We start from the raw sequence: 24,210 nt of genomic DNA, 5'->3' as shown, positions 1-24,210 counted from the left end.
ATCTCCTACCGATACCCGATGTACGGGGCATCCACTACCTGCGACCATGACCGGCATGGCAGACGTCCCCGCACCCGCGCCCACCCGTACCTCCCGCTCCCGCATACCCACCGGCGCCTGGGCCGTCGTGCTCGCCGCCTGCACCGGCCAGTTCCTCGTCGTCCTCGACGTGTCCGTGGTCAACGTGGCGCTGCCCTCCATGCGCGCCGACCTGGGGCTGAGCCACAGCGCGCTCCAGTGGGTCGTCAACGCCTACTCGATCGCGTTCGCCGGGTTCATGCTGCTGGGCGGGCGGGCCGCCGACATCTACGGGCGCAAGCGGATGTTCCTCGTCGGGCTCGGCGTCTTCACCGCGGCCTCCCTCGCGGGCGGCTTCGCCCAGGAGGGCTGGCAGCTCCTCGCGGCCCGGGGAGCGCAGGGCCTCGGGGCCGCCGTCCTGGCCCCCGCCACGCTCACCATCCTCACCGCCGCCGTGCCCGAGGGGCCCGCCCGGACCAAGGCGATAGCGACCTGGATGGCGGTCGGCGCGGGCGGCGGCGCGGCCGGCGGGCTCATCGGCGGGGTCCTCACCGACGCCCTCTCCTGGCGCTGGGTCCTTCTCATCAACGTCCCCGTCGGCGCCCTCGTCCTGGTCGCCGCCGCCCTGTGGATCACCGAGGGCAGGGCAGGCGACCGCCGCCGCATCGACCTGCTGGGCGCCGTCCTCGTCACCGCGGGCCTCGCCACCGTCGCGTACGGCATCGTCCAGACGGAGGCCGTCGGCTGGACGGCCGCCGCCACCCTCGTACCGCTGCTCGCGGGAGCGGTGCTGCTGGCCACGTTCGTCCTGGTCGAGGCGCGGACGTCGGTGCCGCTGATCCCGCTGCGGGTGTTCGGCGTACGGGCCGTCTCCTCGGCCAACGTGTCGATGTTCCTCATGGGGTCGGCGACCTTCTCCATGTGGTACTTCATGACCGTCTACGCCCAGAACGTGCTGGGCTACTCGCCGTTGGAGGCGGGTCTGGCCCTGATGCCGACCTCGGCTGCCGTCATCATCGGCTCCAAGGCCGCGCCCCGGATCATGGCGCGCACGGGGGCCAAGAGTCTCGCCGTCGGCGGGGTGCTGATCACCGCCGCGGGCTTCGGCTGGCAGTCCACCATGGGCGTCGACGGTTCCTACCTCACCGCGATCTGCCTGCCCGGCGTCCTGATGATGGCCGGTGCCGGGCTCGCCTCCACCCCGCTGGCCACCCTCGCCACCTCCGGCGCGGCCGCCGGGGACGCCGGACTCGTCTCCGGCCTGGTCAACACCTCCCGCACCATGGGCGGCGCCCTCGGCCTCGCGGTGCTGTCCACGGTCGCCGCCGCCCGCACGGCGGGCTCGGTCGACCCGGCCGAGGTCACCGCCGGGTACGCCACGGCGTTCCGTACGGCGTGCGGGGTGCTGCTGGTCGGGGTCCTGGTGATGCTGGCGTGGCTGCCGAACCACCGGACGCCCCGCGTACGGGAGGAGCAGGCGGCGAAGGTGAAGGCGCAGGAGCGGGTCTGAGCAACCGCATGCGGGGGCAGCGTATCTGACGTGATGTCAGCAGTCTTCCCAACTTCCGGGGGCTGCGTTATACATGGGCCATCGGCTAGAACGCGTTCTAGAACGGCGCGTCCTGCCGGTCCCCGCGCGGCCTCGGTGCGGTCGGCGGTGCGGACAGCCGCACCGAGGTCTCCACCGTCGGCCTCCCGTCGGCCTCCCGTCGGTCTCCCCCGTCAAGGAGCGGCTTCGCCATGCCCATCGATGCCCCAGCGGCCCTCGCCGCCGACCCCCGCCGAGCCGAGATCGCCTGGAACCACAAGGACGTCCAGCTCTACCACCTGGGCCTCGGCGCGGGGATCCCCGCCACCGACCCCGACGAGCTGCGCTACACCCTGGAGTCCCGGCTCCAGGTGCTGCCGAGCTTCGCCACCGTCGCCGGCGCCGGAACGGCCGCGTTCAGCGGGATGGGCGCGCCCGGCATCGACGTAGACCTCGCCGCCGTCCTGCACGGCGGCCAGACCGTACGCGTGCACCGGCCGATCCCCGTGACCGGCCGGGCCGAACAGACCTCGAAGGTCGCGGCGGTGTACGACAAGGGCAAGGCCGCCGTCATCGTGCTGCGTACCGAGGCGAGCGACGAGGACGGTCCGCTCTGGACCAACGACGCCCAGATCTTCGTACGGGGGGAGGGCGGCTTCGGCGGAGAGCGCGGGCCGTCCGACCGCCTCACCCCGCCGGACCGCGACCCGGACCGCACGGTCGAACGCCCGATCCGCGAGGACCAGGCGCTGCTCTACCGGCTCTCCGGGGACTGGAACCCGCTCCACGCGGACCCCGCCTTCGCCAAGCTGGCCGGCTTCGACCGGCCGATCCTGCACGGGCTGTGCACGTACGGCATGACCCTCAAGGCCGTCACCGACACCCTGCTGGACGGCGACGTCTCCCGTATCACCGCCTACCGCACCCGCTTCGCCGGAGTGGTCTTCCCCGGCGAGACCCTCCGTATCCGGATGTGGGCGGCCGGGGACGGCCGGGTCCAGGTGACGGTCAGCGCCGCAGAGCGGGACGACGCACCGGTCCTCGCGGACACGCTCGTCGAACACTCCTGAGCACACCGGAACCCAGCAGCACTCAGCAGCACCCTTTCTGGCAGCCGATTCGAGGGGAGCCGTACCCATGCGCGCAGCCGTACTGCACGAGATAGGCCAGGAGAAGCTGGAAGTCCTCGACGACGTCGAGGCGGTGGGGTTCGGCCCCGGAAAGGTCAAGCTCCGCATCCGGGCCACCGGCCTCTGCCACTCCGACGTCTCCGCGATGAGCGGCATCCTCCCCCAGCCCGCCCCCTTCATCCCCGGCCACGAGGGCGCGGGCGAGGTCGTCGACGTCGGGGACGGGGTGAGCGGCCTCAGCGCCGGCGACCGGGTCCTCGTCTGCTGGCTGCCCGCCTGCGGAGCCTGTCCGTCCTGCAAGCGCGGCCAGACCCAGCTCTGCCTCGCGGGCTTCATGAACGCGGGCACCCCCAACTTCAAGCGCCCCGGCGGCGACGTCTTCGGCTTCGCGGGCACCGGCACCTTCACCGAGGAGGTCGTCGTCGGCGCGGGCTGCGCGGTGCCGATCCCCGACGACGTGCCCTTCGAGATCGCCGCCCTGATCGGCTGCGGGGTCACCACCGGCCTCGGCGCGGCCATCAACACAGCAAAGGTGGAGGCGGGTTCGTCGGTCGCCGTCATCGGCTGCGGCGGCGTCGGCATCTCCACCATCCAGGGCGCCCGCGTCCAGGGCGCCGCCCAGATCGTCGCTGTCGACCCGGTGGCCTCCCGCCGCGAGGCCGCCCTCCGCTTCGGCGCCACCGAGGCCGTCGCCCCCGACCAACTGGCCGACGCCAAACAGCGCATCACCGGCGGCGAGGGCTTCGACTACGTCTTCGAGGTCGTCGGCAAGTCCGCCACCGCCCGCACCGCCTACGAGCACACCCGGCGCGGCGGCACCCTCTGCGTCGTCGGCGCCGGGGCGATGGACGACCACTTCCAGGTCAACATGTTCGAGCTGTTCTTCGACGAGAAGCGCATCCTCCCCTCGATGTACGGCGGCGGGGACGTCCTGCGCTCCTACGAGCGGGCCATCGCGCTCTGGCGGGCCGGCCGGATCGACCTGGAGTCGATGATCACCCACCGGGTCCGGCTGGAGGAGGTCAACGACGCGCTGGACCAGATGCGGACCGGGGAGTCGCTGCGTACCTGCATCGAACTCTGAACCCCGCCCGACTCCGAACCCCGCCCGTACCGAAGGAAGCCGAGGACCGTGATGTCACTTCCCCTCCCGCTGGACGGGCTGTCCGCGATCGTCACCGGAGCAGGCCGCGGTCTCGGCCGCGCCGAGGCCCTCGAACTGGCCCGGCTCGGCGCGGCTGTCGTCGTCAACGACTACGGGCAGCCCGGCCGCGACGGCTCGGGCGAGGCGTCCGCCGCCCCCGCCGAGGAGGTCGCCGCCGAGATCCGTGCGGCGGGCGGCCGGGCGACCGCCCACCTCGGAGACGTCTCCGACCACGAACAGGCGCGAGAACTCGTGGAGTTGGCCGTCTCCGCCTACGGAAAGCTCGACATCCTGGTCAACAACGCGGGCATCCTGCGCGACCGGATGATCTTCTCGATGAGCGAGGACGAGTGGGACGCGGTCATCCGCGTCCACCTCAAGGGCCACTTCAACACCACCCACTTCGCCGCCGCCCACTGGCGCTCCCGCTCCAAGGAGACCGGGGGCCCGGTCTACGGGCGGGTCGTCAACACCTCGTCGGAGGCGTACCTCGCGGGCTCCGCCGGGCAGCCCAACTACGCGGCGGCCAAGGGCGGCATCGTCGGCCTCACCACCTCCACCGCGCTCGCCCTCGCCAAGTACGGCGTCACCGCCAACGCCATCTGCCCGCGCGCCCGGACCCGGATGACCGAGGACGTGTTCGCGGGCTTCCAGGAACCGGCCGACGGCACGCTCGACGCGCTGGCCCCCGAGCATGTCTCCCCGCTCGTCGGCTATCTCGCCTCACCCGCCGCGGCCGGGGTCAACGGGCAGCTGCTCGTCGTCCACGGGGGCATGGTCGCGATCGTCGAACGGCCCAGGGTGGCGGCCAAGTTCGACGCGGCGAAGGAGACGTTCACCTTCGCCGAGCTGGACGAGCTGATCACCCCGTACTACGCGGACCGGCCGCCGAACGAGACCTTCGCGGCCGCCGAAGTGCTCGGCCTCAAGCGGGAGTAGGGGAAAGCAAAAAGTGGGCCCGGGTGCATACGGCGAACAGCCGTATGCACCCGGGCCCAACTCATGCTGCTGCGCTACAGCTCAGGCCGCCCTGGATTCCTCCTGGGCGGGCCTGCGGTGGCGCCCGTGCGGCTGCACCGACGTGTTCTCCATCGACGCACCCCCTCGGTGCTTTCCGGAACCGCCGGTCCCGGCCCCCTCCGCGTCGCCCCCCGGCGTACGCGGCGTGGTCGTGTCGGTTCGGGCTTCAGACATCTGGGAAGTCACCCCGTTGTGATCGCTTACCTGTTACCTGTGTCGCACGTACGTATGCGTGTTGCGTACTCGTGTTCGCAAGCCTTGCCGCCCTCCGGCGCGGTCACCGTCGGCGCCCGCCCGGTACGGCTGCGTAGCCCAGGCGCCGAGTTTAGTCAGGTGGCGCCGCCGCTCGGTGCAGAGGCGCCTGCCCCAACGGAACCGGCTTACACACGACAGGAGGGGTGACGGCGCCGGACGGTTCCGTTCCGCTCGCATCGCCGTCGGTCCCGTCCGTCCCGCCGGTCTCCGGGAGCGGTACGTCGTCGCCCGGGGCCTCGATCCGGGCCACGGCGCAGGGCGTCGCCGCGTTCGCGTACGGCAGGTGCAGCACCCCGTCCCGGCTCCAGTAACCGGCCCCCGCCGACCAGCCCTCCGGCGCCGCGAGCTGGTGCAGCCGCCGCCCCTGCGGACGCCACACCCCCACCCAGCTCCCCGCCGCCCCGTCGATGCGCAGGGCGACGGCGCAGCTCTCCGGCATCAGCATCTGCCCCGGCTGCACCGCGAACGGGGTCACCGCCACATCCGCCGGCCGCAGGCACTCCGGGAAGCGCACGGGCAGACAGCTGCCGAGGACACCCCAGCCGAGCCGGTCGTGGCCCGGCGCGTCCGAGCGGATCAGCAGCAGCCCGCTGTCCGGGTCGGCCAGCAGCAGCCGGTCGTCGCTCAAAGGGGCGATCTGGAGCAGCGGGGTCACCTCGCCGTTCCGCTCCAGGTCCACGGCGACCGCCTTGACCGGCCCGCCGCCCGGCAGCTGCCGGTCCAGGGCCAGCATCCGGCCCGCCCGGTCCAGCCAGACCCCGCCCGAGCAGTGCCCGGGGATCTCCGCGACCAGCTCAGGACCGAAGGCGCCGCCGGCCACCAGCCACAGCAGGGAGGAGTGGTCGCCCGCCGAGAGGCCGTACACGGTGGAGCCGTCCGGCGAGGGCGGCAGCAGCGTCATCCCGTCGCACTCGACCGCGCCGAGGACCAGTTCGCCGGTGGCGGGCCCGGTCGGGTAGAGCAGCGAGAACATCTGGCGGTCCGCCACCCGCCGCCGGATCAGCACCCGCCCGTCGGCCAGCGGCACCACCTGCGCGTCCGGCTCCTCGGGCTGGTGGAGCGGCAGCGGTACGGCATAGGGCTCGGGCCCGTCCAGCGTCCAGCGCTCCGGGTACCAGGCCCGCTGCTCACCGGGCGCACCGGGCGCCGCCGTCAGCCGGGCCCCGTACGCGCCGTCGGCGGTCAGCGTGAACGTCCCCGGGGCGCGGGGAGCACCGGCCCAGGGTGTGGCGGGCCCGGCCCGAACCGCCCCGGCAGCCCCCTCCGCCCCGGCAGCCCCCTCCGCCCCGGCGGACTCCGCGCCGACGGGTTCCTCCGGCTCGCCGGACTCTTCAGGGCCGGGATCCGCCGTCGTGGCGGCCCCGGCGGTTCCGCCCTCGATGGCACAGGCAGTCATGGACTCGTCACCTCCGGCTACGAAAGCTAGTTTTCGCACTTCCAGCCGAACAACACGAGCCACCGCACTTCACACATAAGGGTGGTGATGCCCGGATTCTCCTGAGCGGGAGGGGGTGAGTGTGCTGGCGGAGGCGGCCGCGCCTAGGGTGAGGCAGCCCTAACCAAACAGGCGTGCCCCATGCACGTACGCGCACCAGCAGGAGCAACCGATGTCCCTTCGGCCCCGCCCCACCGCCGCAGTCGCCCTGGCGGTCGCCGCCGCCCTCTCCCTCTCGGCCTGCGGGAGCGGCGACGGCGGGGACACGGGCAAGGCGGACGCCGGCGGTGACAAGAAGGCGGCCGTCGCCACCGGCGGCAAGGACTTCGCGGACGCGGCGAAGAAGACGGCGGCGTACGGCACCGAGGCCGAGCCCGGCCGGTTCCCCCGTACCGTCACCCACGCCATGGGCAAGAGCGAGATCAAGGCCGCCCCGAAGCGCGTGGTCGTCCTCGACGTCGGCGAGTTCGACAACGTTGTTTCGCTCGGCCTGAAGCCCGTCGGCTACGCGCCCAGCGAGGGCGACGCGGCCATCCCCTCGTACCTGGAGAAGGGCGCGGGGAGCCCGAAGAGCGTCGGCACGATCAACAGCCTCAACCTGGAAGCCATCGCGGGCCTGAAGCCCGACCTGATCCTCGGCAGCCAGCTGCGCGCGGCCGACAAGTACGACGAGCTGTCCAAGATCGCCCCGACCGTCTTCTCCATCCGCCCGGGCTTCACCTGGAAGGAGAACTACCTCCTCAACGCGGCCGCCCTGGACCGCACCGAGCGGGCCCACTCGGCGCTGGCCGCCTACCAGGCGAAGGCGGAGAAGCTCGGCGAGGACATCGGCGCCGACAAGCCGACCGTCTCGATGGTCCGCTACATGCCCGACCGCCTCCGCCTCTACGCCAAGGCGTCGTTCATCGGCACGATCCTGGAGGACGTCGGCCTGCCCCGCCCGAAGAACCAGCAGATCGACGACCTCGCCACCGAGATCAGCCCGGAGCGGATCGACGAGGCGGACGCCGACTGGATCTTCACCGGTGTCTACGGCGACGCGAAGGCGACCCAGCGCGACACCGCGCAGGCCAACCCGCTGTGGAAGAAGCTCGACGCGGTGAAGGAGGGCCGGGCCAAAGACGTCTCCGACGAGACCTGGTACCTGGGCCTCGGCGTCACCGCCGCCGGCCTGGTCCTCGACGACCTCCGTGCGGACCTGGTGAAGTAGTCACCTCCGTGCGGACCTGGTGAAGTAGTCACCTCCGCGCGGACCTGGTGGAGTGACCGGGCGAGCGGCTGAAGTAACGATTCGTGTCCGGCCGCCGGTCCTGGCGTACAGGTCCGGCGGCCCGGGGCGGCGGACCACGCCGGACAGGTAGCCTTTCCCCCGTGCCCCGTCTGTCTGAAGTCATCGCCGCCCTCGACGCCCTCTGGCCCCCCGAGCGGGCCGAGGGATGGGACGCGGTCGGCACGGTCTGCGGCGACCCGGACGGCGAGGTCGACCGGGTGCTGTTCGCCGTCGACCCCGTCCACGCGATCGCCGACGAGGCCCTGAAGCTCGGCGCCCAGCTGATCGTCACCCACCACCCGCTCTATCTGCGCGGGACGACGACGGTCGCCGCCGACACCTTCAAGGGCAAGGTCGTCCACACCCTCATCAAGCACGGCGTCGCGCTCCACGTCGCGCACACCAACGCCGACACCGCCGACCCCGGCGTCTCCGACGCCCTGGCCGGCGCCCTGGACCTGCGCGTCACCGGACCCCTCGTACCGGACCCCACCGACCCGCACGGGCGGCGCGGACTCGGCCGGATCTGCGAGCTGGACCACCCCGAGACCCTGGCCGCCTTCGCCGCCCGGGCCGCCGCGCGGCTGCCCGCCACCGCGCAGGGCATCCGCCTCGCCGGCGACCCGGAGGCGCTCGTGCGCACCGTCGCCGTCAGCGGCGGCTCCGGCGACAGCCTCTTCGACGCCGTACGAGCCACCGGCGTCGACGCCTTCCTCACCGCCGACCTGCGCCACCACCCGGCGTCCGAGGCCGTGCAGCACTCGCCGCTCGGCCTGGTCGACGCCGCGCACTGGGCCACCGAGTGGCCCTGGTGCGAGCAGGCCGCCGCGCAGCTCGACGCGCTTTCCGACCGCCACGGATGGGACCTGCGGGTCCATGTCTCGACGCAGGTCACCGACCCCTGGACCACCCACCATTCCTCTGGAGCCCCCAACTGAACGCCGCGCCCGCCGACCAGATCCGACTTCTCGACGTCCAGGCACTCGACACCCGTCTCTCCCAGCTCTCCCACAAGAGCACCTCGCTGCCGGAGCACGCTGAGATCGAGCAGCTCAGCAACGACCTCGCCCAGCTGCGTGACCTGCTGGTCGCCTCCACCACCGAGGAGAGCGACACCACCCGCGAGCAGACCAAGGCCGAGCAGGACGTCGACCAGGTGCGCCAGCGCGCCGTCCGCGACCAGCAGCGCCTGGACTCCGGCGCGGTCTCCTCGCCCAAGGACCTGGAGAGCCTCCAGCGCGAGCTGACCTCGCTCGCCAAGCGCCAGGGCGACCTGGAGGACGTCGTCCTGGAGATCATGGAGCGCCGCGAGGCCGCCCAGGAGCGGGTCACCGAGCTGACCCAGCGGGTCTCCGCCGTCCAGGCCAAGGTCGACGACGCCACCGCCCGCCGGGACGCCGCCCTCACCGAGCTGGACGCCGAGATCGCCACGGTGACCAAGGACCGCCAGGTCGTCGCCGAGGTCATCCCCGCCGACCTGCTGAAGCTGTACGACAAGCTCCGCGCCCAGCAGGGCGGCGTCGGCGCCGCCCGCCTCTACCAGCGCCGCTGCGAGGGCTGCCGTCTGGAGCTGAACATCACCGAGGTCAACGACGTGAAGGCCGCGTCCCCCGACACGGTGCTGCGCTGCGAGAACTGCCACCGCATCCTGGTCCGCACCTCGGAGTCGGGCCTGTAATGAGCGCTGTCCGCCGGCTGGTGGTCGAGGCCGACGGCGGCTCCCGGGGCAACCCGGGGCCCGCCGGTTACGGCGCCGTCGTCATCGACGCGGCCACCGGGGAGACCCTCGCCGAAGCGGCCGAGTACATCGGCGTCGCGACCAACAACGTCGCCGAGTACCGGGGCCTGATCGCCGGCCTGACGGCCGCGAAGGCGCTCTTCCCGGACGAGGCCCTGGACGTCCGCGTCCGGATGGACTCCAAGCTGGTGGTCGAGCAGATGTCGGGGCGCTGGAAGATCAAGCACCCCGACATGAAGCCACTGGCGGCCCGGGCCACCGCGATCCTGCCGCCGTCCTCCGTCACGTACGAGTGGATCCCGCGCGCCCAGAACAAGCACGCGGACCGGCTCGCCAACGAGGCGATGGACGCGGGCCGCGACGGCCGGCAGTGGGAGGCGTCCGCCTCCACGGCCGAGCTGGACGCGCCCGCCCGCACCCCGCTGCCCGACCGGGGCCCGCCCGGCGACGCGGCGGCGGGAGCGGCGAAGGCGCGGGCGGCGCTGGCGGCCGCGCGGGGTGCGGCAGACACCGGAACGCTGTTCGAGGTCGACACCGGGGCCTCGGAAGAACCCGAGCCCACCGACGTCACAGCCGCCCCGCAGGTCGGCTGGGCCGCCGCCCCCGACCTCGGCGCACCCGCCACCTTCGTCCTGCTCCGGCACGGCGAGACGCTGCTCACCCCCGAGAAGCGGTTCTCCGGCAGCGGCGGCACCGACCCCGAACTCTCCGCCATCGGCCGCGACCAGGCCGCCCGGGCCGCCGCCCACTTCGCGGCCCTCGGCACCGTCCAGGAGATCGTCAGCTCACCGCTGCGCCGCTGCCGCGAGACGGCCGCCGCCGTCGCCGACCGCCTCGGCCTGGCCGTCCGCATCGAGGACGGCCTGCGCGAAACGGACTTCGGCGCGTGGGAGGGGCTGACCTTCGGCGAGGTACGTGAGCGGTACGGGGACGACCTGACCACCTGGCTCGCGGACCCGGAGACCGCGCCGACGGGCGGCGGCGAGAGCTTCGCGGAGGTCGCCGAGCGGGTCGCGGCCGCCCGGGACCGCCTGACCGCCCGGTACGCGGGCCGCACGGTCCTGCTGGTCACCCACGTGACCCCGATCAAGACGCTGGTCCGGCTGGCGCTGGAGGCTCCGGCCAAGGCGATGTTCCGGATGGAGCTGTCGGTGGCCTCGATCTCGACCGTCGCGTACTACGGGGACGGCAACGCCTCCGTACGCCTGCTCAACGACACCTCACACCTGCGCTAGCGGGAACTGAGGACCTGGCATGGACTGGCCGACCGGGCTGCTCGGGTTCGCCGCCGGGCTGCTGATCTCGGTGGCGACCGCCCCGGTCGGGGTGTCGGGGGCGGTGTTCCTGCTGCCGGTCCAGGTCAGCGTGCTCGGGGTGCCGAGCCCGGCGGTCACCCCGACCAACCTGCTCTACAACGTGGTCGCCGGGCCCGGGGCCCTGCTGCGCCACCACAGGAGCGGCAGGCTGCGCGGGCCCCTGACCCGGCTGCTGGTCCTCGGCACCGTTCCCGGGGTCGTCGTCGGCGCGGTGATCCGGGTCTTCGCGGTGCCGGGCCCGTCGGTCTTCCGGCTGCTGATCGCGGTGCTGCTGCTCCCGCTGGGCGGCTGGCTCTGTCTGCGTACGCTGCTCCGCGCCGCGCGCACCGCTCCCGGCGCCGCCCCCGCCCGGGAGCCGTCGGAGGTGTCTCCCCGGACCATCACCCGCCTCGCCATGGCCGTCGGTGTCACCGGGGGCATCTACGGGATCGGCGGCGGCTCGCTCCTCGGCCCGATCCTGGTCGGGCGCGGGATGCCGGTCGCGAAGGTGGCCCCGGCCGCGCTGGCCGCCACCTTCGTGACCTCGGTCGTCGGCGCGGGGACGTACGCCCTGCTCTCCCTCACCACGACCGGCGACATCGCCCCGTACTGGTCGCTCGGCCTGGCCTGCGGCCTCGGCGGCCTCTGCGGGGGGTACCTGGGTGCACGCCTCCAACCCCGCCTGCCGGAGACGGCGTTGCGGCTGCTGCTGGGGGTGCTGGCGCTGGGGATCGGAGGCCTGTACGCGATCCAGATCGTGCGCTGAGGGTCTTACGCTCCGACGCTGAGGGTCCTATGCTCCGAGCGCCGCCGCCTCCGCCGCCAGCCTGGCCACCCGGTCCCAGTCCTTCGCCGCGATCGCATCGCCCGGAACCATCCAACTGCCGCCCACGCACGCCACGTTGGGCAGGGCGAGGTACGAGGGGGCGGAGGCGAGCGAGATGCCGCCGGTCGGGCAGAAGCGGGCCTGGGGGAGCGGGGCGGAGAGGGCCTTGAGGTAGGCGGTGCCGCCCGCGGCCTCGGCCGGGAAGAACTTCATGTCGCTCACCCCGCGCTCCAGCAGGGCCACCACCTCGGAGGTGGTCGAGACGCCGGGCAGGAACGGCACCCCGGACTCCCGCATCGCCTCCAGCAGCGCGTCCGTCCACCCCGGGCTGACCAGGAACCGGGCCCCCGCGTCGACGGTGTCCCGTACGTGCTGCGGCGAGATGACCGTGCCCGCGCCGACGACCGCGCCCGGCACCTCGGCGGCGATGGCCCGGATCGACTCCAGCGCTGCCGCCGTCCGCAGGGTCACCTCGATCGCCGGGAGCCCGCCCGCCACCAGCGCCCGCGCCAGCGGCACGGCGTCGGCCGCGTCGTGCAGGACGACGACGGGGACGACCGGGGCGAGGTCCAGTACGGAGGTGTCGGAGGGAGCGGCGGGCGGCGGCGAGGCGGGGGAGGAGGTCATGGCACCCATCCTGCCGCGCCGACTGCGATAGGTGCAACGGCCGTTGCGGAGAGCGCAACGGCGCTCAGTGGATCTCCGTCACCACCACATCGAGCGACCACGGCCGCCCGGCCCGCGCAGGGGCCTCGGCCTCCACCACGTACCCGAGATCCCGCAACGCATCCACCAGCTCGGCCGGACCCTTGGGCCGAGCCCCCGCCGACAGCAGATCCCGGACCATCCGCCCCTTGGTCGCCTTGTTGAAGTGGCTCACGACGGACCGCTTCTCCACGCCGTCCACGATCTGCGACTGGAGCACCCGGACGCTCGCCGTCCGCGCGGCCACCTCACCCTTCGGCTTCCACGCCGCCGCGTAGGCGGACGACCGGAGATCCAGGACGAGCCCGCCCCCGGCGGCCTCGGGCATGACGGCTTCCATGGGCGTACGCCAGTACGCGCCGAGCGCGCCGAGGCCGGGGAGCTTCACGCCCATCGAGCAGCGGTACGGCGGAATCCGGTCGCTGATCCGGACCGCGCCCCAGAGCCCGGAGAAGACCAGCAGCGACTTCGCGGCGCGGCGACGGGCGTCCGCGTCGAGGGTGGCCAGGTCGAGGGCGTCGTACAGGACGCCCGTGTAGAGTTCCCCGGCCGGCCGGGTCCCGGCGGTCCGCAGCTCGGCGTTCTTCCCGACCTCGCCCCGCAGCCCCACGCTCAGCCCGAGCACCTCGCGGGCCTTCTCCTCGTCCGCCTGGCAGAGCTCGACCAGCTCCTCCAGGACCGCCGCCCGCGCCTCGGCGAGCCCCGGCAGCGACAGGGACTCCGGCTTCAGGGGAGCCCCGCGCCCCGAGGCGGCCTTTCCTTCGGAGGGCGGCAACAGCACGAGCACGGCGGTTCTCCTTCGTACGCACGACGAGCGGGCCCGGGGGCGTGCGGGCTCTCCGGGTCCTCGGCAAGGGTACGGGGGCGGGGACGGGCTCCTTGTACGGTGCGGGGTCCGCCTTCTCCGTACGGCCACGGCCACGGCCCCGGATGCCGCCCGCCCCCTCCCGGCCTACGCTCGGTCCATGCCCCGCCGCCATCTGCGTATGACCGGAGCGGCCGACTGCTCGCTCGGGGCCGCCCTGCGCGCACTGCGCACCGAGCTCGGCCTCCCCGCCGGCTTCCCGGCCGAAGCGATGGCCGAGGCGGAGGCGGCCGTGCGGGACCCGGACCTGTCGGCCCATGAGGACGCCACCGACCTGCCCTTCCTCACCATCGACCCGCCCGCATCCACCGACCTGGACCAGGCGATGCACCTGGAGCGCCGCCGGGACGGGCGCGGCTACCGGGTGCACTACGCCATCGCGGACGTCGCCGCCTTCGTCCGCCCGGGCGGCGCGCTCGACGCCGAGGCCCACCGCCGGGTCACCACCCTCTACCTTCCCGACGGCCGCATCCCTCTCCACCCCACGGTCCTCTCCGAGGGCGCCGCCAGCCTTCTCCCCGGTGCGACCCGCCCGGCCGCGCTCTGGCGGATCGACCTGGACGGCGACGGGCGGGCCGTCGCCACCGCCGTGACCCGGGCCCTGGTCCGCAGCCGCGCGAAGCTCGACTACGCGGGCGTCCAGCGGCAGATCGACGCGGGTACCGCCGAGGAACCGCTCGCCCTGCTCCGGGACATCGGCAGGCTGCGCGAGGAACAGGAACTGGCCCGTGGCGGCATCTCGCTGAACGTCCCCGAGCAGGAGATCGTCGTACGGGCGGACTCCTACGGCCTGGCCTACCGCGCCCCGCTCCCCGCCGAGGCCTGGAACGCCCAGGTCTCGCTCCTCACCGGCATCGCCGCCGCCCACCTCATGGCCGAGGCGGGCACCGGCATCCTCCGCACCCTGCCGATCGCCCCGGACGGAGCCGTCGCCCGGCTGCGGCGCTCCGCCCGCGCCCTGCGCATCGACTGGCCGCACCACGTCCCGTACGCGGAGGTCGTCCGCTCCCTCGACCCGGGGCAGGGCACCCACGCGGCGTTCCTCCAGGAGTGCACCACCCTGCTGCGCGGCGCCGGCTACACCGCCTTCGACCACGGCGACCTCCCCGACCCCGCCGTGCACGCGGCCGTCGCCGACCTCTACACGCACTGCACCGCGCCGCTGCGCCGCCTGGTCGACCGGTACGCCTCCGAGCTCTGCCTGGCGGCCACTGCGGGGAGGGAACCCCCGGAGTGGGTACGGGAGGCGCTCCCCGCGCTCCCGAAGGAGATGGCCGAGGGGACGCGCCGCGCGAACACCGTGGAGCGGGCCTGCGTCGACCTGGTGGAGGCGGCGCTGCTGGAGGGCCGGGTGGGCGAGCTGTTCGACGCGTACGTGGTCGATGTCGGGGACCGGAACCCGACCACCGGCACGGTCCACCTCCGGGACCCGGCGATCGTGGGCCGGATCGAGGGCGGTACGGCTCCGCTTCCGCTGGGGGAGCGGCTGCGGGTCCGGCTCACGCGGGCGGGCCCGGCGTCGAAGACGGTGCTGTTCGCTCCGGCGTGACCGGCTTCGGCCCGAGCGCGGCGACGGCCGCCCGTGCGTCGTCCGCGTGGAACCGGAGCGTCCGCGCGCTCCCGCGCTGCCCCAGCGGCCGGACGAACTCCACCGGCTCCGCCAGCTCCACGGTCACCGTCGTCTGGCTCCCCACCGACAGGTCGAGGACCCCGTCCTCCCCGACCCGCACGAGCCCGCCGGCGTCGTAGCGCCGCTCCACCCGGGCGGCGGTGATGAGCGATGCGGGCACCGACAGGTCGAACAGGGCGCCGTAGCGCAGCCGCAGCGAACCGTCGGCCCCCACCACATGCGGCCGGGTCACGCAGGCCGCGTGCAGGGCGACGATGAGCACCGTCCCGTACACGCCGACCACGAGCAGGACCAGGTGGACCAGCGGCCAGGGGATCACCAGGGCCAGCACCACGGTCTCCAGGACGGAGGCGAAGAAGAACGCCCACATGGTCCCGGTCTGCGGTTCGGTGTACGAGAAGGGCAGCGCGCCCTCGGGGATCCGGTGCCGACGGCGTACGGCCCACACCCCCAGGCTGTGCAGCGCCCGCAGCTCGTGCACCATCAGCCGCCGCACCGCCACCGGCACCACGGCACGCACCGCCGACAGGGCGGCCGCCCGGCGCCCGTCGCCGGCCCGCCGCCGGGCCGTGTACAGCGGCCACATCGCGGCGGCCTCCAGCGCGAGCACGCCCAGGACGAGCGCCTCGGCCGCCAGCAGGACCGCCCCGGTGATCCGTACCCCGCCCATCAGGCAGACCACCAGCGCCAGTTCGGCGGGCAGCACCACCCACAAGGCGGCCCGGGCCGCCCGCAGAGCTATCCCTCTCACACCGACCTCCCTCGCGTCGCGCGGACCCGGACGGCCAGCGCTTCCATCACCCGGCGCACCACCTCGCGCTGCGCGGGCGGATAGTCCTCCAGCAGCACCTGCCCGAACCCCGTCGGCGACGGCTCCCCGTCCGGGATCACCGCCAGCACCTCGTCCGGTACGGCGGCCACCAGCTCGGCCGCCAGGGGCGCGATCCGCGGATCGTCCACCGCGGCGCCGGCCAGCTCGTCCAGCCGCTCGTACAGCCCGGCGACACCGGGGGCCTCGGCCAGCGGCCGCAGCGCCGCGTACAGCTCGGCCCCGGCCCCGCCGCCCGCCGTGTCCAGCAACGCCAGATGCTCCCGGTCCTTCGCCGCGGCCGGCGACCCGGTGGCGGGCACACTCTCCAGGAGCGCGGCCAGGGCGGGCGAGAGCGGCCCGTCCGAGGTCGGCGGCGCCTCCAGCAAAGCCGCCAGCACCTCCCGCCGCTCCCGGATCTCCCGCTCCTGCCGCGCCAGATCCGCGTCCAGCTCCCCGAGCACCTCGACCAGCTCCCGCCCCGCGTCATCCGCCAGCACGTCCCGCACCTCGTCCAGCGAGAGCCCGATCTCGGTCAGCCGCCGGATCCGGGCCAGCAGCACGGCATCGCGGACGGTGTAGGCCCGATACCCGTTGGCCCGCCGGGCGGGCTCGGGCAGCAGCCCGATGTGGTGGTAGTGCCGAACGGCCCGGGAGGTGACTCCGACGAGCGCGGCGATCTCTCCGATACGCATGCGGCCAGTAGAAACCCTGACGCTGCGGCAAGGTCAAGCGCCGCCTTCGACCTGGGGGCCGGGGACTGACCGGGGACTTCGGCTGAGCCGCCGATACGGCCCGGTAGGATGGCGGACACGGCAGACGAGCCGTGCGGACGGCCGCGTGAGGATCCTTCGGGACTCCTCCCGAGGAACGTCCGGGCTCCACAGGGCAGGGTGGTGGCTAACGGCCACCCGGGGTGACCCGCGGGACAGTGCCACAGAGAACAGACCGCCCGGGACCTCGGTCCCGGGTAAGGGTGAAACGGTGGTGTAAGAGACCACCAGCGCCTGAGGTGACTCAGGCGGCTAGGTAAACCCCACCCGGAGCAAGGTCAAGAGGGGGCGTTCCAGCAATGGGACGGCCCTGCGTGAACGTTCGAGGGCTGCTCGCCCGAGTTCACGGGTAGACCGCACGAGGCCGGCAGCAATGCCGGTCCTAGATGGATGGCCGTCTCCCCGGCCGCCGCGAGGCGACCGGGAGACAGAACCCGGCGTACAGCGCGACTCGTCTGCCGGTGAGCGACAGAAGGCCTCGGGCCGGGTGATCAACCTGGCCCGAGGCCTTTCGCGTTCCCGGAGTCTCGTAGATTCGTCCGATGACCTACGACATCATGCTGGTGCGGATACCGGCCGACTCGACGCTCCACGAGGCGGTGGACCGTCTCAACGCCGACTTCGACCCGGACGCCGACCTGCCCCTGCTCCGGCTGACCGACGTGCAGCGGGCCGCATGGGACCGGATCCTGGACCGGGTCTCGGGGGAGATCGGGGCGGTCGAATCCGCGGAGTACCTGTACAGCCTGACGTTTGAGACGGTCGGCCCGCCGGGGCGCGTGCAGTTCGACTACTGCGGGGACACCGCCGGTGTCGAGGTCGCCTACCGCCACTCGGGGGCGGGGGCGTCGGCGGTGATGGAACTGGCCTATCGCATCGCGCGCATCGCGGAGGAGGAGAGCGGTTTGACCGGCTACGACTTCGAGGTGGACCAGCCGATCCGGACCGGGGACCCCGCCAAGGCCGCCGCCCGGATGAGCGCCGTCTCCGACTGGGCGCGGCATCACCTGAGCTAGGCCGCCGGGTCCGTCGGCCAGCGGTCCGTCAGTTCCTCCGCGTACACCTGCGAGAGCGGCTGCGGGCCCACGTACTGCTGGCAGTTGCACTGGCCCGCCTCGTAGCGCAGCGGCTTCTTGTTCTCGTCCCAGGCCGTCGGCACCTCGACCTGCTCATGGCACCGGCCCCGCTTGTCGTGCTTCGCGAGGTGGTGGGTGCAGCCGCAGACCGGCTCCGGCGACTTGTGCGCGGCCTCCAGTGCGAGGCGCTCCTGCTTCGCCGCCTCCAGCAGTTCCAGTTTTCGTTCGTGCCGGTTGCGCAGGGCGGTGCGGGCGGTGTCGGCCGCCCAGGCGAAGCCACCGGTCCAGAACAGGATCAGAATCCACCAGATCCAGTGCATCGCGATCTACCTCCCCCTGTGCCTGCCGGGCTCCCGGCGCACGGTATTTCCCCTGCGCCCCGGCCCCTCCGCGTGATCTGCTGCGCGGGGTCATTGTTCCCCACCCGCACGGGGGAGGACAGGCGGCACGGAGAGCAGGAGTGATGCGCGTGACGGAAAACGCGTACGACGTACGGATACGCCCGGCCACGGCCAGCCCGTGAGCCCGGCCCGGCGGCAGGTCAGATGATCGGCGGGCGGCCCAGCCGCGTCATCCGCCACACCGTCGACCAGCGCATCGGATGCCGCTCGCCGCACGGGGTGCGCACGCCCTCCGCGAAGCCGCCCGCCCAGGCGCGCAGGCCCTTGGCGTCGCGGGTGCGGGCCAGGGTGAGCAGGGTCCAGGTGCCGAGGTAGGCCGGGACCAGGGGGAGGGGCAGGTTGCGGCGGGCGAGCCAGACGCGGTTGCGGGCCGTCATCCGGTAGTAGACCGCGTGCCGGGCGGGGCTCGTCTTCGGGTGCTGGAGCAGCAGCTCGGGGTCGTACTCCACCTTCCAGCCGGCATCCAGCGCCCGCCAGGCGAGGTCCGTCTCCTCGTGGGTGAAGAAGAACTCCGCGGGCCACAGACCCGTCTGCGCCAGCATCTTCATGGAGAACGCGTGACCGCCGCCGAGGAAGGCCGTCACCGGGCCGCCCCGCATCGGGTCGCCCGCCCGCAGCCGGGGCACGTGGCGGCGCTGGGTCTCGCCGGTCTCGTCGGCGATCCGGAAACCGACGATGCCGAGCCGGTCGTCGGCGGCGAAGTGGTCCTGGACCCGGCGGAAGACGTCCTTGTCGACCAGGAGCCCGTCGTCGTCCAGCTCGATGACCACGTCCACGTCACCGATCTCGGCGAACCGGCGCAGTCCCTCGTTCCGGCCGCCCGGGCAGCCCAGGTTCTCCGGCAGCTCGATGGTGGTCACCCCGCCGTCGAGGTTCTCCAGACCGGGGGTGGCGGTGTAGTCCGGCAGCTCCGTCCCGTTGCCGATGATCACGAGCCGGGTGGGCCGGACGTCCTGCATGGCGACCGACGCCAGCAGCGCCTCGACCGCCTGCGGGCGGTCCCCCATGGTCACGATGGATACGCCGATGCGTGGTGCGGACAAGTTCGGTACTCCTGGAGCTCGGCTGCCGTGCGGTTGCCGTTCGGCGGCGGTGCCCGCGATCGTAACGCCTCGGTGTTCAGTTCGAGGCCACCGCCCGGCCATCCACCGGCCCGTCGCTGTTCAGGAGCCCGTACACGGCCATGTCCCGGCGCTCGTCGCCCACCTGCTGCCAGCCGCGCAGCAGCCCCTCGTGCCGGTAGCCGACGTCCACGGCGATCCTGGCGGACGCGGTGTTCCAGGGTTCGATGAAGAGCTGGAGGCGGGGGATGCCGAGGTCGCGGAGGGCCCAGCCCGTCACCGTACGCAACGCGGCGCGGGTGACGCCCTGGCCGCGCCCGTAGGGGACCATCCAGTACCCGATCGACGCCCGGCCCTCCGGCAGATCGCGCAGCCAGAGCCCGATGGCGCCCACCGGGCGCCGGTCCCGGGAGCGGACGATGGCGAACGGATACCCGGCACCCGTGGCCGCCCGGTCCCACTGCCTGCGGACGAACTCCTCGGCGGCCCGGTCCGAGTAGCGGGACGGGACCGTCGTGATGAGGGGGATGTACGGGTCCTGCGCGGCCTCGCGGATCAGGGGCAGGTCGCTCATCTCCCAGGGGCGCAGGACGAAGTCCGGGCCCGCGGACATGCTCGGGACGGTCAGCGGATCGGGGCCGGGTGGGGCGTCCGCGTCCGCATCGGGAGTGGTGCTGGGGCCGGGATTCGTGTCGCGTACGGGACCGGGGCCGGGGTTTGTGTCGCGTACGGGACCGGGACCGGGGCTTATGTCGCGTACGGGGTCAGAGGCGGGCTGGGGATCAGGCGCGGGGGCAGCCATGTCCGCATCCTCCCGCGATCGGCGCGGTTCCGCCCGTCGGCCACGGGCGGAACCGCCCCGTGCCCCGCATCGCTCGCGCCTCACCCCTTGTCCCGCGCCCCGCCCCCGTCCCGTACCGCCAGGAAGCGGCCCGCGAGCAGGGCGCCCGCCAGGACCAGCGCCGCGTTGACGAGGACGGCCGCCGAGACGCCGGACAGCACCGCGTCCGGGCCGGTCAGGGCCCCCGTCCTGGCGGTGACCACCGCGCTCATCACCGGGATGCCCAGGGCGATGCCGACCTGCTGGGTCATCGTCGCCAGCCCGGTGGCCCGGCCCTGCTCCTCGTCCGGCAGCCCCGAGGCGGCCGTGACCATGAAGCCGACGATCATCAGCATGTTGCCCACGCCACCGATGAAGGTGGCCGCCAGCAGCAGCCAGATCCAGGCTCCGGAGGTGCCGAGCGCCACCAGGGAGAGGGTGGCGGCGGCCTGCACGACCCCGCCGGTCACGATCGCGCGCCGGCTGCCGAACCGGCCCACCGCCCGTCCGCCGAGCACACCGCCCACGACCGTGCCGATGCCGAGGACCCCGAAGGCGAGGCCGGTGGCGAGCGGGGAGTAGCCGAGGATCTCCTGGAGGTAGAGGGTCAGCAGGAAGACCAGCGAGGTCTCCGTGGCGAAGGCGATCAGCCCGGCCGTGTTGCCCCAGACGACGCTGCGCCGCTTCAGGATGCGGATCGGGACGAGCGGGGCCGCCGCCCGCTGCTCGATGCGGACGAAGGCGACCAGGAGTACGGCCCCGGCCGCGAGCGAGGCCAGCGTGGCGGGGGCGGTCCAGCCGGTCTCGCCGGCCCGGGTGAGGCCGAGGACGAGCAGCAGCAACCCGCCGGTGACGGTGACCGCGCCCGGCACGTCCAGCTTCGGGCGCCGCTCCGGCCTGCTGTCGGTGATCGCGGACGGGGCGAGGATCACGACCAGGGCCGCGACCGGTACGTTGACGAAGAAAGCCCAGCGCCAGGAGAGCAGGTCGGTCAGGAGGCCCCCGAGGATCGCCCCGGCGGTGAACCCGGCCGACATCAGGGCCCCGTTGAGCCCGAGCGCCCGCTCCCGCAGCGGCCCCTCACCGAACGCGGTGGTCAGCAGCGCGAGCCCGGCCGGGGTGACGGCCGCGGTGGCCAGCCCTTGCAGCACCCGGGCGGTCAGCAGCACCTCGGGCGAGGTCGCGAGGCCGCCGAGCGCGGAGGAGAGGCCGAGGACGACCATGCCGCCGACGAACAGGTTCTTACGGCCGACGAGGTCGGCGACCCGGCCGAAGAGCAGGGTGAACCCGGCGGCGGCGAGCGCGAAGGACGTGGCGATCCACTGGAGGTGGGCGAGGGAGAAGCCGAGCCCTTCCCCGACGACCGGCAGCGCCACGTTCAGGATCGAGAAGTCCACCGCGATCATGAACTGGGAGCCGAGCAACAGGGCCAGCACGAGTCTCTGGCGGCTCGTCATACGAGGGCCGGAGGCCGTGGGGGAGGGGGTAACCGGGGTGACCGGGACTGGAGCGGCATCAGGGACAGGTATGGGTCCGGGTCCGGACATGGCAAAGGCGCCTTCCTGGAGCGGGGCAGCGAGCACGACGCGCTAACGGGTCTAGAGTTCCGTTAGAGTGGTGTCACCGTAACAGGGGGAGAGGCATTAATGGAACTGGAGAACCGTTATGACGTCTGAAGGTGCCGACGGCGACATCACCGCCGACGGCGGCGAACCCGGCACCGTGCGGCCCGGCGGCCGCACCGCACGGGTGCGGGAAGCCGTGCTGCGCGCGGCCGGCGACGCGCTGGCCCGGGACGGCTTCGACCGCCTCGACCTGGCCGAGGTCGCCCGCAGCGCCGGGGTCGGCAAGACGACTGTCTACCGCCGCTGGTCCACCCCCGCCGGGCTGGTCGCGGACCTGCTCACGGACATGGCGGAGCAGTCGCTGCCGCGCACGGACACCGGTTCGCTGGCCGAGGACCTCCGGGCCAACGCCCGCCTCGTCGTCCGGACGCTGACCGATCCCCGTCAGGGGGCCCTCTTCACGGCCGTCGTCGCGGCCGCCACCTGCGACCCCCGCGCCGCCGAGGCCCTCCACCGCTTCTACGCGGTACGCATCGGGGAGTGGTCCGGCTGTGTCGAGGCGGCCGTCGCGCGCGGCGAGCTGCCCGGGGGGACGGATCCGGGCGAGGTGGTCGCGGCCGTCTCGGCGCCGCTGTACTACCGGCTGCTGGCCAGCGGTGCCCCCCTGGACGAGGCCGCCGCCGACCGTGCCGCCGACGCCGCGGCCGCCGCCGCCCGGGCCGGGGTCTTCGTCCGGTGAGGGCCGCGGAGGCCCCGGTCGGCGACCGGCTTCACGGTGCCCGGAGGGGCGTCGATAAAGTGCTGGAATGATATTCAGCAAGGCCGGGTTCGGGGGAGCGGTCGCGGACTTCGAGGCCGCGGTGGTGGCCCAGGACGCGAAACGGTCCGGCAAGGCGTTCGTCCGGCTGCAGGAGACCTTCGGGCAGGCCAAGGAGGCGGATCTGCTGGACGGCGGGCCGCGCCTCGCCGCCGTACTGGAGCAGGTCCCGCCCGGCCCCCGTGCCGTCGTCGCCGTCCTCGTCGGGGCCTGCGTGGAGCGCGGTGCGGACGCCGGGTGCTGCGCCCCGGGCGTACGGGCCGGGCTGCGGGCGGCACTTGAGGCCGCCGCCGCCTTCGCCGAGGCGTGGGCGGCGACCGGCGGCGGCCCGTTCCCCGTACCGGACGCGGGCGAGCCGGGCGAGGAGATCGTCGAGCGGACGGGGTTCGACGCGGCGGTCGGCTGGTGGACGCTGCCCCAGTGGGAGATGGCCGCCGTCGCCCTGCTGAACCACCGGGCCGTACGCGCCGGGACCGGCGGCGAGCGGGAGGAGCTGCTGCGGCTGCTCACCGACGTGGAGCAGGCGTCCGGACGGCAGTTCAGGTCCCTCGGCCACGCCCTCCGGGTGCTGGACGACGAACCGCTCGTCGCCCTCCACCGGACCAGCGGCACCGGCTACGCCCTGCGGTTCTTCGGTATCGGCGACAACTTCCAGCTGCACACCCTGCTCGCCGACGCGCTCATAGGCGGCGGCCATGTGAAGGGCCACGCCCCCTCGCCGCAGGAGGTCGCCGTCTGCCGGGAGACCCCGGGCCAAGTGGACACCGTGGGCTCCTTCGACCTGACCGCCCCGGACGGCGGCCGGCTCTGGAACGAGGGCGCCCCGGCGGACATCCCCGTGGTCGACGGCGTACGGCTGCTGGTGCTGGACGAGCCGTCCTACCGGCGGTCCTGGCCCGCGGGCCGCTTCTTCCCGGGCATGCGCGGTGACGTCATCCTGGAACGCGCCCTCGAACCGGAGGAGACGGAGCGCTGGTTCGCCCATGTCTCCCCGGCCAAGGAGCTCACCGGCTGACCCGTTCCCCCACGGGTCAGCCGATCCTGGTTCCCGTTCCGCTCACCCTGACCCGGTCGTCCCCGGCGCGCAGCTCCACCGTGAGCACGCCGGGCCGGCCCAGGTCCGTGCCTTGGTGGAGCGTGAGCGTGGCCGCCTCCGGGACGAGCCCCAGCTCCCGTACGTACGCGCCGAACGCGGCCGCCGCGGCCCCCGTCGCCGGGTCCTCGACCACCCCGCCCACCGGGAACGGGTCCCGGACGTGGAAGACCTCCGGCGCCTCACGCCAGACCAGTTGCAGGGTCGTCAGGTCGAGCCGGCGCATCAGCGCCTCCAGCCGGGCGAAGTCGTAGGCCAGGTCCGCGAGCCGCTCACGGGTCGCGGCGGCCAGCACCAGGTGGCGGGCGCCCGCGTAGGCGATCCGGGGCGGCAGGGCGGGGTCGAGATCGGCGGCCGGCCAGTCCAGGGCCGCCAGCGCCTCCGTGAGGTCCGCCGCGCCGATCTCCGTGACGTGCGGGACCACGCTGGTCAGGGTGGCCCGCAGCTCGCCGCCCTCCCGGACGACGGTGACCGGCACCTGGCCCGCGGCCGTGGCGAACTCCAGCGCGCCCGGTCCGTCCCGCTCGGCCAGCGCGACGGCGGTGGCGACCGTGGCGTGGCCGCAGAACGGCACCTCGGCCTTGGGGCTGAAGTAGCGGATCGTGTACGCGCCTTCGCCGGTCCGCTCCGTGAGGAACGCCGTCTCGCTGTAGCCCAGCTCCGCCGCGACGGCGAGCATCCGCTCCTCGTCCAGCCCCGACGCGTCCAGGACGACCCCCGCCGGGTTTCCGCCCTCGGGGTCGGCGGAGAAGGCGGTGTAGCGCAGGATCTCGGGGCGGTGGCCGGGGCCGTGGCCATGATCAGGTGTCATGGAGTTGTCCAACTCTGCCGCCGCTCCCGGCATTCCCGCCGGGCTCCTCGCCGTACGGCTGCCGCGGCCCCCCGGACCGCGGCAGCCCCACCAGCACGGTGACCGGTGCGGTGACCGGTACAGCGA

General features: G+C 73.6%; 23 protein-coding genes and 1 other RNA gene. 14 read left to right on the top strand and 10 right to left on the bottom strand.

The genetic code is table 11. The features are described from left to right. Window positions 1-46: 46 nt before the first annotated feature. The 4 genes from IF17_RS0110685 to IF17_RS0110670 all read left to right on the top strand — a co-directional run bounded on the left by IF17_RS0110685 (window position 47) and on the right by IF17_RS0110670 (window position 4,759). A complete protein-coding gene (locus IF17_RS0110685; RefSeq protein ID WP_030564531.1) occupies window positions 47-1,528 on the top strand; it encodes an MFS transporter in 1,482 nt (493 codons plus the stop codon). A gap of 230 nt (window positions 1,529-1,758) precedes the next feature. After that, window positions 1,759-2,616 (top strand): MaoC/PaaZ C-terminal domain-containing protein, encoded by an 858-nt coding sequence (locus tag IF17_RS0110680; protein ID WP_030564529.1) that lies wholly within the window; start codon window positions 1,759-1,761, stop codon window positions 2,614-2,616. Window positions 2,617-2,683: 67 nt separating this feature from the next. Further along, window positions 2,684-3,760, top strand: coding sequence for a Zn-dependent alcohol dehydrogenase (locus IF17_RS0110675; protein ID WP_030564527.1), 1,077 nt, complete (start codon window positions 2,684-2,686; stop codon window positions 3,758-3,760). Between the two features lie 51 nt (window positions 3,761-3,811). Further along, the gene (locus tag IF17_RS0110670) at window positions 3,812-4,759 is read left to right on the top strand and encodes a 3-oxoacyl-ACP reductase (protein WP_030564525.1); all 948 of its coding nucleotides are present in this window, start codon (window positions 3,812-3,814) and stop codon (window positions 4,757-4,759) included. Window positions 4,760-5,165: 406 nt separating this feature from the next. On the opposite strand, the gene IF17_RS0110665 is transcribed toward IF17_RS0110670, so the two are convergent. Next, the gene (locus tag IF17_RS0110665) at window positions 5,166-6,491 is read right to left on the bottom strand and encodes a hypothetical protein (protein WP_030564523.1); all 1,326 of its coding nucleotides are present in this window, start codon (window positions 6,489-6,491) and stop codon (window positions 5,166-5,168) included. A gap of 211 nt (window positions 6,492-6,702) precedes the next feature. Here IF17_RS0110665 and IF17_RS0110660 point away from each other — a divergent pair, with 211 nt between their 5' ends. The 5 genes from IF17_RS0110660 to IF17_RS0110640 all read left to right on the top strand — a co-directional run bounded on the left by IF17_RS0110660 (window position 6,703) and on the right by IF17_RS0110640 (window position 11,599). Beyond that, the gene (locus IF17_RS0110660) at window positions 6,703-7,740 is read left to right on the top strand and encodes an ABC transporter substrate-binding protein (protein WP_030564521.1); all 1,038 of its coding nucleotides are present in this window, start codon (window positions 6,703-6,705) and stop codon (window positions 7,738-7,740) included. A 161-nt stretch (window positions 7,741-7,901) separates the two neighbouring features. Then, entirely contained in the window at window positions 7,902-8,738 is an 837-nt protein-coding gene (locus IF17_RS0110655) for a Nif3-like dinuclear metal center hexameric protein (RefSeq protein WP_030564519.1), read from the top strand. Beyond that, window positions 8,735-9,478: a zinc ribbon domain-containing protein gene (locus tag IF17_RS0110650; protein WP_179115473.1), complete on the top strand. Its 744-nt coding sequence runs from the start codon at window positions 8,735-8,737 to the stop codon at window positions 9,476-9,478. Before IF17_RS0110655 ends, IF17_RS0110650 begins: the two co-directional genes overlap by 4 nt. Beyond that, window positions 9,478-10,773: a bifunctional RNase H/acid phosphatase gene (locus IF17_RS0110645; RefSeq protein WP_030564515.1), complete on the top strand. Its 1,296-nt coding sequence runs from the start codon at window positions 9,478-9,480 to the stop codon at window positions 10,771-10,773. The genes IF17_RS0110650 and IF17_RS0110645 overlap by 1 nt, the downstream gene beginning before the upstream one ends. 19 nt (window positions 10,774-10,792) lie before the next feature. After that, entirely contained in the window at window positions 10,793-11,599 is an 807-nt protein-coding gene (locus IF17_RS0110640) for a sulfite exporter TauE/SafE family protein (protein ID WP_030564514.1), read from the top strand. Between the two features lie 27 nt (window positions 11,600-11,626). Here the strand turns inward: IF17_RS0110640 and eda are convergent, their stop codons facing one another. Together eda and yaaA are read right to left on the bottom strand one after the other, a co-directional pair. Beyond that, window positions 11,627-12,286, bottom strand: a complete 660-nt coding sequence (gene eda / locus IF17_RS0110635; RefSeq protein WP_030564512.1) for a bifunctional 4-hydroxy-2-oxoglutarate aldolase/2-dehydro-3-deoxy-phosphogluconate aldolase — start codon at window positions 12,284-12,286, stop codon at window positions 11,627-11,629. Between the two features lie 64 nt (window positions 12,287-12,350). After that, window positions 12,351-13,151 (bottom strand): peroxide stress protein YaaA, encoded by an 801-nt coding sequence (gene yaaA, locus IF17_RS0110630; protein ID WP_030564510.1) that lies wholly within the window; start codon window positions 13,149-13,151, stop codon window positions 12,351-12,353. Window positions 13,152-13,329: 178 nt separating this feature from the next. Here yaaA and IF17_RS0110625 point away from each other — a divergent pair, with 178 nt between their 5' ends. Continuing rightward, window positions 13,330-14,778: an RNB domain-containing ribonuclease gene (locus IF17_RS0110625; protein ID WP_032771834.1), complete on the top strand. Its 1,449-nt coding sequence runs from the start codon at window positions 13,330-13,332 to the stop codon at window positions 14,776-14,778. Here the strand turns inward: IF17_RS0110625 and IF17_RS0110620 are convergent. Next, entirely contained in the window at window positions 14,729-15,610 is an 882-nt protein-coding gene (locus tag IF17_RS0110620; RefSeq protein WP_030564506.1) for a hypothetical protein, read from the bottom strand. The genes IF17_RS0110625 and IF17_RS0110620 overlap by 50 nt on opposite strands. Next, window positions 15,607-16,362, bottom strand: coding sequence for a MerR family transcriptional regulator (locus IF17_RS0110615; RefSeq protein ID WP_030564504.1), 756 nt, complete (start codon window positions 16,360-16,362; stop codon window positions 15,607-15,609). The genes IF17_RS0110620 and IF17_RS0110615 overlap by 4 nt, the downstream gene beginning before the upstream one ends. A gap of 125 nt (window positions 16,363-16,487) precedes the next feature. Between IF17_RS0110615 and rnpB the strand changes: the two genes are divergently transcribed. Both rnpB and IF17_RS0110610 read left to right on the top strand, forming a co-directional pair. Continuing rightward, window positions 16,488-16,898, top strand: an RNA gene (gene rnpB, locus IF17_RS1000000137095) — RNase P RNA component class A. Window positions 16,899-16,982: 84 nt separating this feature from the next. Further along, window positions 16,983-17,456: a hypothetical protein gene (locus IF17_RS0110610; protein ID WP_030564502.1), complete on the top strand. Its 474-nt coding sequence runs from the start codon at window positions 16,983-16,985 to the stop codon at window positions 17,454-17,456. On the opposite strand, the gene IF17_RS0110605 is transcribed toward IF17_RS0110610, so the two are convergent. The 4 genes from IF17_RS0110605 to IF17_RS0110590 all read right to left on the bottom strand — a co-directional run bounded on the left by IF17_RS0110605 (window position 17,453) and on the right by IF17_RS0110590 (window position 21,255). Further along, window positions 17,453-17,836 carry a hypothetical protein gene (locus IF17_RS0110605; RefSeq protein ID WP_030564500.1) on the bottom strand — a complete coding sequence of 128 codons (384 nt, stop codon included), beginning with the start codon at window positions 17,834-17,836 and terminating at the stop codon, window positions 17,453-17,455. The genes IF17_RS0110610 and IF17_RS0110605 overlap by 4 nt on opposite strands. A 221-nt stretch (window positions 17,837-18,057) precedes the next feature. Beyond that, entirely contained in the window at window positions 18,058-18,960 is a 903-nt protein-coding gene (locus tag IF17_RS0110600) for a glycosyltransferase family 2 protein (protein WP_030564498.1), read from the bottom strand. 76 nt (window positions 18,961-19,036) lie between these two features. Further along, window positions 19,037-19,591, bottom strand: coding sequence for a GNAT family N-acetyltransferase (locus IF17_RS0110595; RefSeq protein ID WP_030564496.1), 555 nt, complete (start codon window positions 19,589-19,591; stop codon window positions 19,037-19,039). Between the two features lie 269 nt (window positions 19,592-19,860). Continuing rightward, window positions 19,861-21,255, bottom strand: coding sequence for an MFS transporter (locus IF17_RS0110590; RefSeq protein ID WP_051883945.1), 1,395 nt, complete (start codon window positions 21,253-21,255; stop codon window positions 19,861-19,863). Between the two features lie 208 nt (window positions 21,256-21,463). Between IF17_RS0110590 and IF17_RS0110585 the strand changes: the two genes are divergently transcribed. Both IF17_RS0110585 and IF17_RS0110580 read left to right on the top strand, forming a co-directional pair. Then, the gene (locus IF17_RS0110585) at window positions 21,464-22,102 is read left to right on the top strand and encodes a TetR/AcrR family transcriptional regulator (RefSeq protein ID WP_030564492.1); all 639 of its coding nucleotides are present in this window, start codon (window positions 21,464-21,466) and stop codon (window positions 22,100-22,102) included. Between the two features lie 67 nt (window positions 22,103-22,169). Then, window positions 22,170-23,195: a hypothetical protein gene (locus tag IF17_RS0110580; protein ID WP_030564490.1), complete on the top strand. Its 1,026-nt coding sequence runs from the start codon at window positions 22,170-22,172 to the stop codon at window positions 23,193-23,195. A gap of 16 nt (window positions 23,196-23,211) precedes the next feature. Here the strand turns inward: IF17_RS0110580 and IF17_RS0110575 are convergent, their stop codons facing one another. Further along, window positions 23,212-24,084 carry a PhzF family phenazine biosynthesis protein gene (locus tag IF17_RS0110575; protein ID WP_030564488.1) on the bottom strand — a complete coding sequence of 291 codons (873 nt, stop codon included), beginning with the start codon at window positions 24,082-24,084 and terminating at the stop codon, window positions 23,212-23,214. Window positions 24,085-24,210: the final 126 nt, after the last annotated feature.

The sequence above is a fragment of the Streptomyces cyaneofuscatus genome, assembly GCF_000718135.1.
GTDB classification, from domain to species: Bacteria; Actinomycetota; Actinomycetes; order Streptomycetales; family Streptomycetaceae; genus Streptomyces; species Streptomyces cyaneofuscatus.
Note: the sequence above shows the minus strand (reverse complement) of the source record. Positions and strands in the feature narration are given on the sequence as shown.

What these genes read in the sequence shown, in the direction of transcription:
- IF17_RS0110615 (WP_030564504.1), bottom strand. Translation starts at nt 16,362, where the DNA reads ATGCGTATCGGAGAGATCGCCGCGCTCGTCGGAGTCACCTCCCGGGCC.
- eda (WP_030564512.1), bottom strand. Translation starts at nt 12,286, where the DNA reads ATGACCTCCTCCCCCGCCTCGCCGCCGCCCGCCGCTCCCTCCGACACC.
- IF17_RS0110645 (WP_030564515.1), top strand. Translation starts at nt 9,478, where the DNA reads ATGAGCGCTGTCCGCCGGCTGGTGGTCGAGGCCGACGGCGGCTCCCGG.
- IF17_RS0110575 (WP_030564488.1), bottom strand. Translation starts at nt 24,084, where the DNA reads ATGACACCTGATCATGGCCACGGCCCCGGCCACCGCCCCGAGATCCTG.
- IF17_RS0110610 (WP_030564502.1), top strand. Translation starts at nt 16,983, where the DNA reads ATGACCTACGACATCATGCTGGTGCGGATACCGGCCGACTCGACGCTC.
- IF17_RS0110680 (WP_030564529.1), top strand. Translation starts at nt 1,759, where the DNA reads ATGCCCATCGATGCCCCAGCGGCCCTCGCCGCCGACCCCCGCCGAGCC.
- IF17_RS0110640 (WP_030564514.1), top strand. Translation starts at nt 10,793, where the DNA reads ATGGACTGGCCGACCGGGCTGCTCGGGTTCGCCGCCGGGCTGCTGATC.
- IF17_RS0110580 (WP_030564490.1), top strand. Translation starts at nt 22,170, where the DNA reads ATGATATTCAGCAAGGCCGGGTTCGGGGGAGCGGTCGCGGACTTCGAG.
- IF17_RS0110660 (WP_030564521.1), top strand. Translation starts at nt 6,703, where the DNA reads ATGTCCCTTCGGCCCCGCCCCACCGCCGCAGTCGCCCTGGCGGTCGCC.
- IF17_RS0110590 (WP_051883945.1), bottom strand. Translation starts at nt 21,255, where the DNA reads ATGACGAGCCGCCAGAGACTCGTGCTGGCCCTGTTGCTCGGCTCCCAG.
- IF17_RS0110685 (WP_030564531.1), top strand. Translation starts at nt 47, where the DNA reads ATGACCGGCATGGCAGACGTCCCCGCACCCGCGCCCACCCGTACCTCC.
- IF17_RS0110585 (WP_030564492.1), top strand. Translation starts at nt 21,464, where the DNA reads ATGACGTCTGAAGGTGCCGACGGCGACATCACCGCCGACGGCGGCGAA.
- IF17_RS0110670 (WP_030564525.1), top strand. Translation starts at nt 3,812, where the DNA reads ATGTCACTTCCCCTCCCGCTGGACGGGCTGTCCGCGATCGTCACCGGA.
- IF17_RS0110675 (WP_030564527.1), top strand. Translation starts at nt 2,684, where the DNA reads ATGCGCGCAGCCGTACTGCACGAGATAGGCCAGGAGAAGCTGGAAGTC.
- IF17_RS0110595 (WP_030564496.1), bottom strand. Translation starts at nt 19,591, where the DNA reads ATGTCCGCGGGCCCGGACTTCGTCCTGCGCCCCTGGGAGATGAGCGAC.
- IF17_RS0110625 (WP_032771834.1), top strand. Translation starts at nt 13,330, where the DNA reads ATGCCCCGCCGCCATCTGCGTATGACCGGAGCGGCCGACTGCTCGCTC.
- IF17_RS0110665 (WP_030564523.1), bottom strand. Translation starts at nt 6,491, where the DNA reads ATGACTGCCTGTGCCATCGAGGGCGGAACCGCCGGGGCCGCCACGACG.
- IF17_RS0110605 (WP_030564500.1), bottom strand. Translation starts at nt 17,836, where the DNA reads ATGCACTGGATCTGGTGGATTCTGATCCTGTTCTGGACCGGTGGCTTC.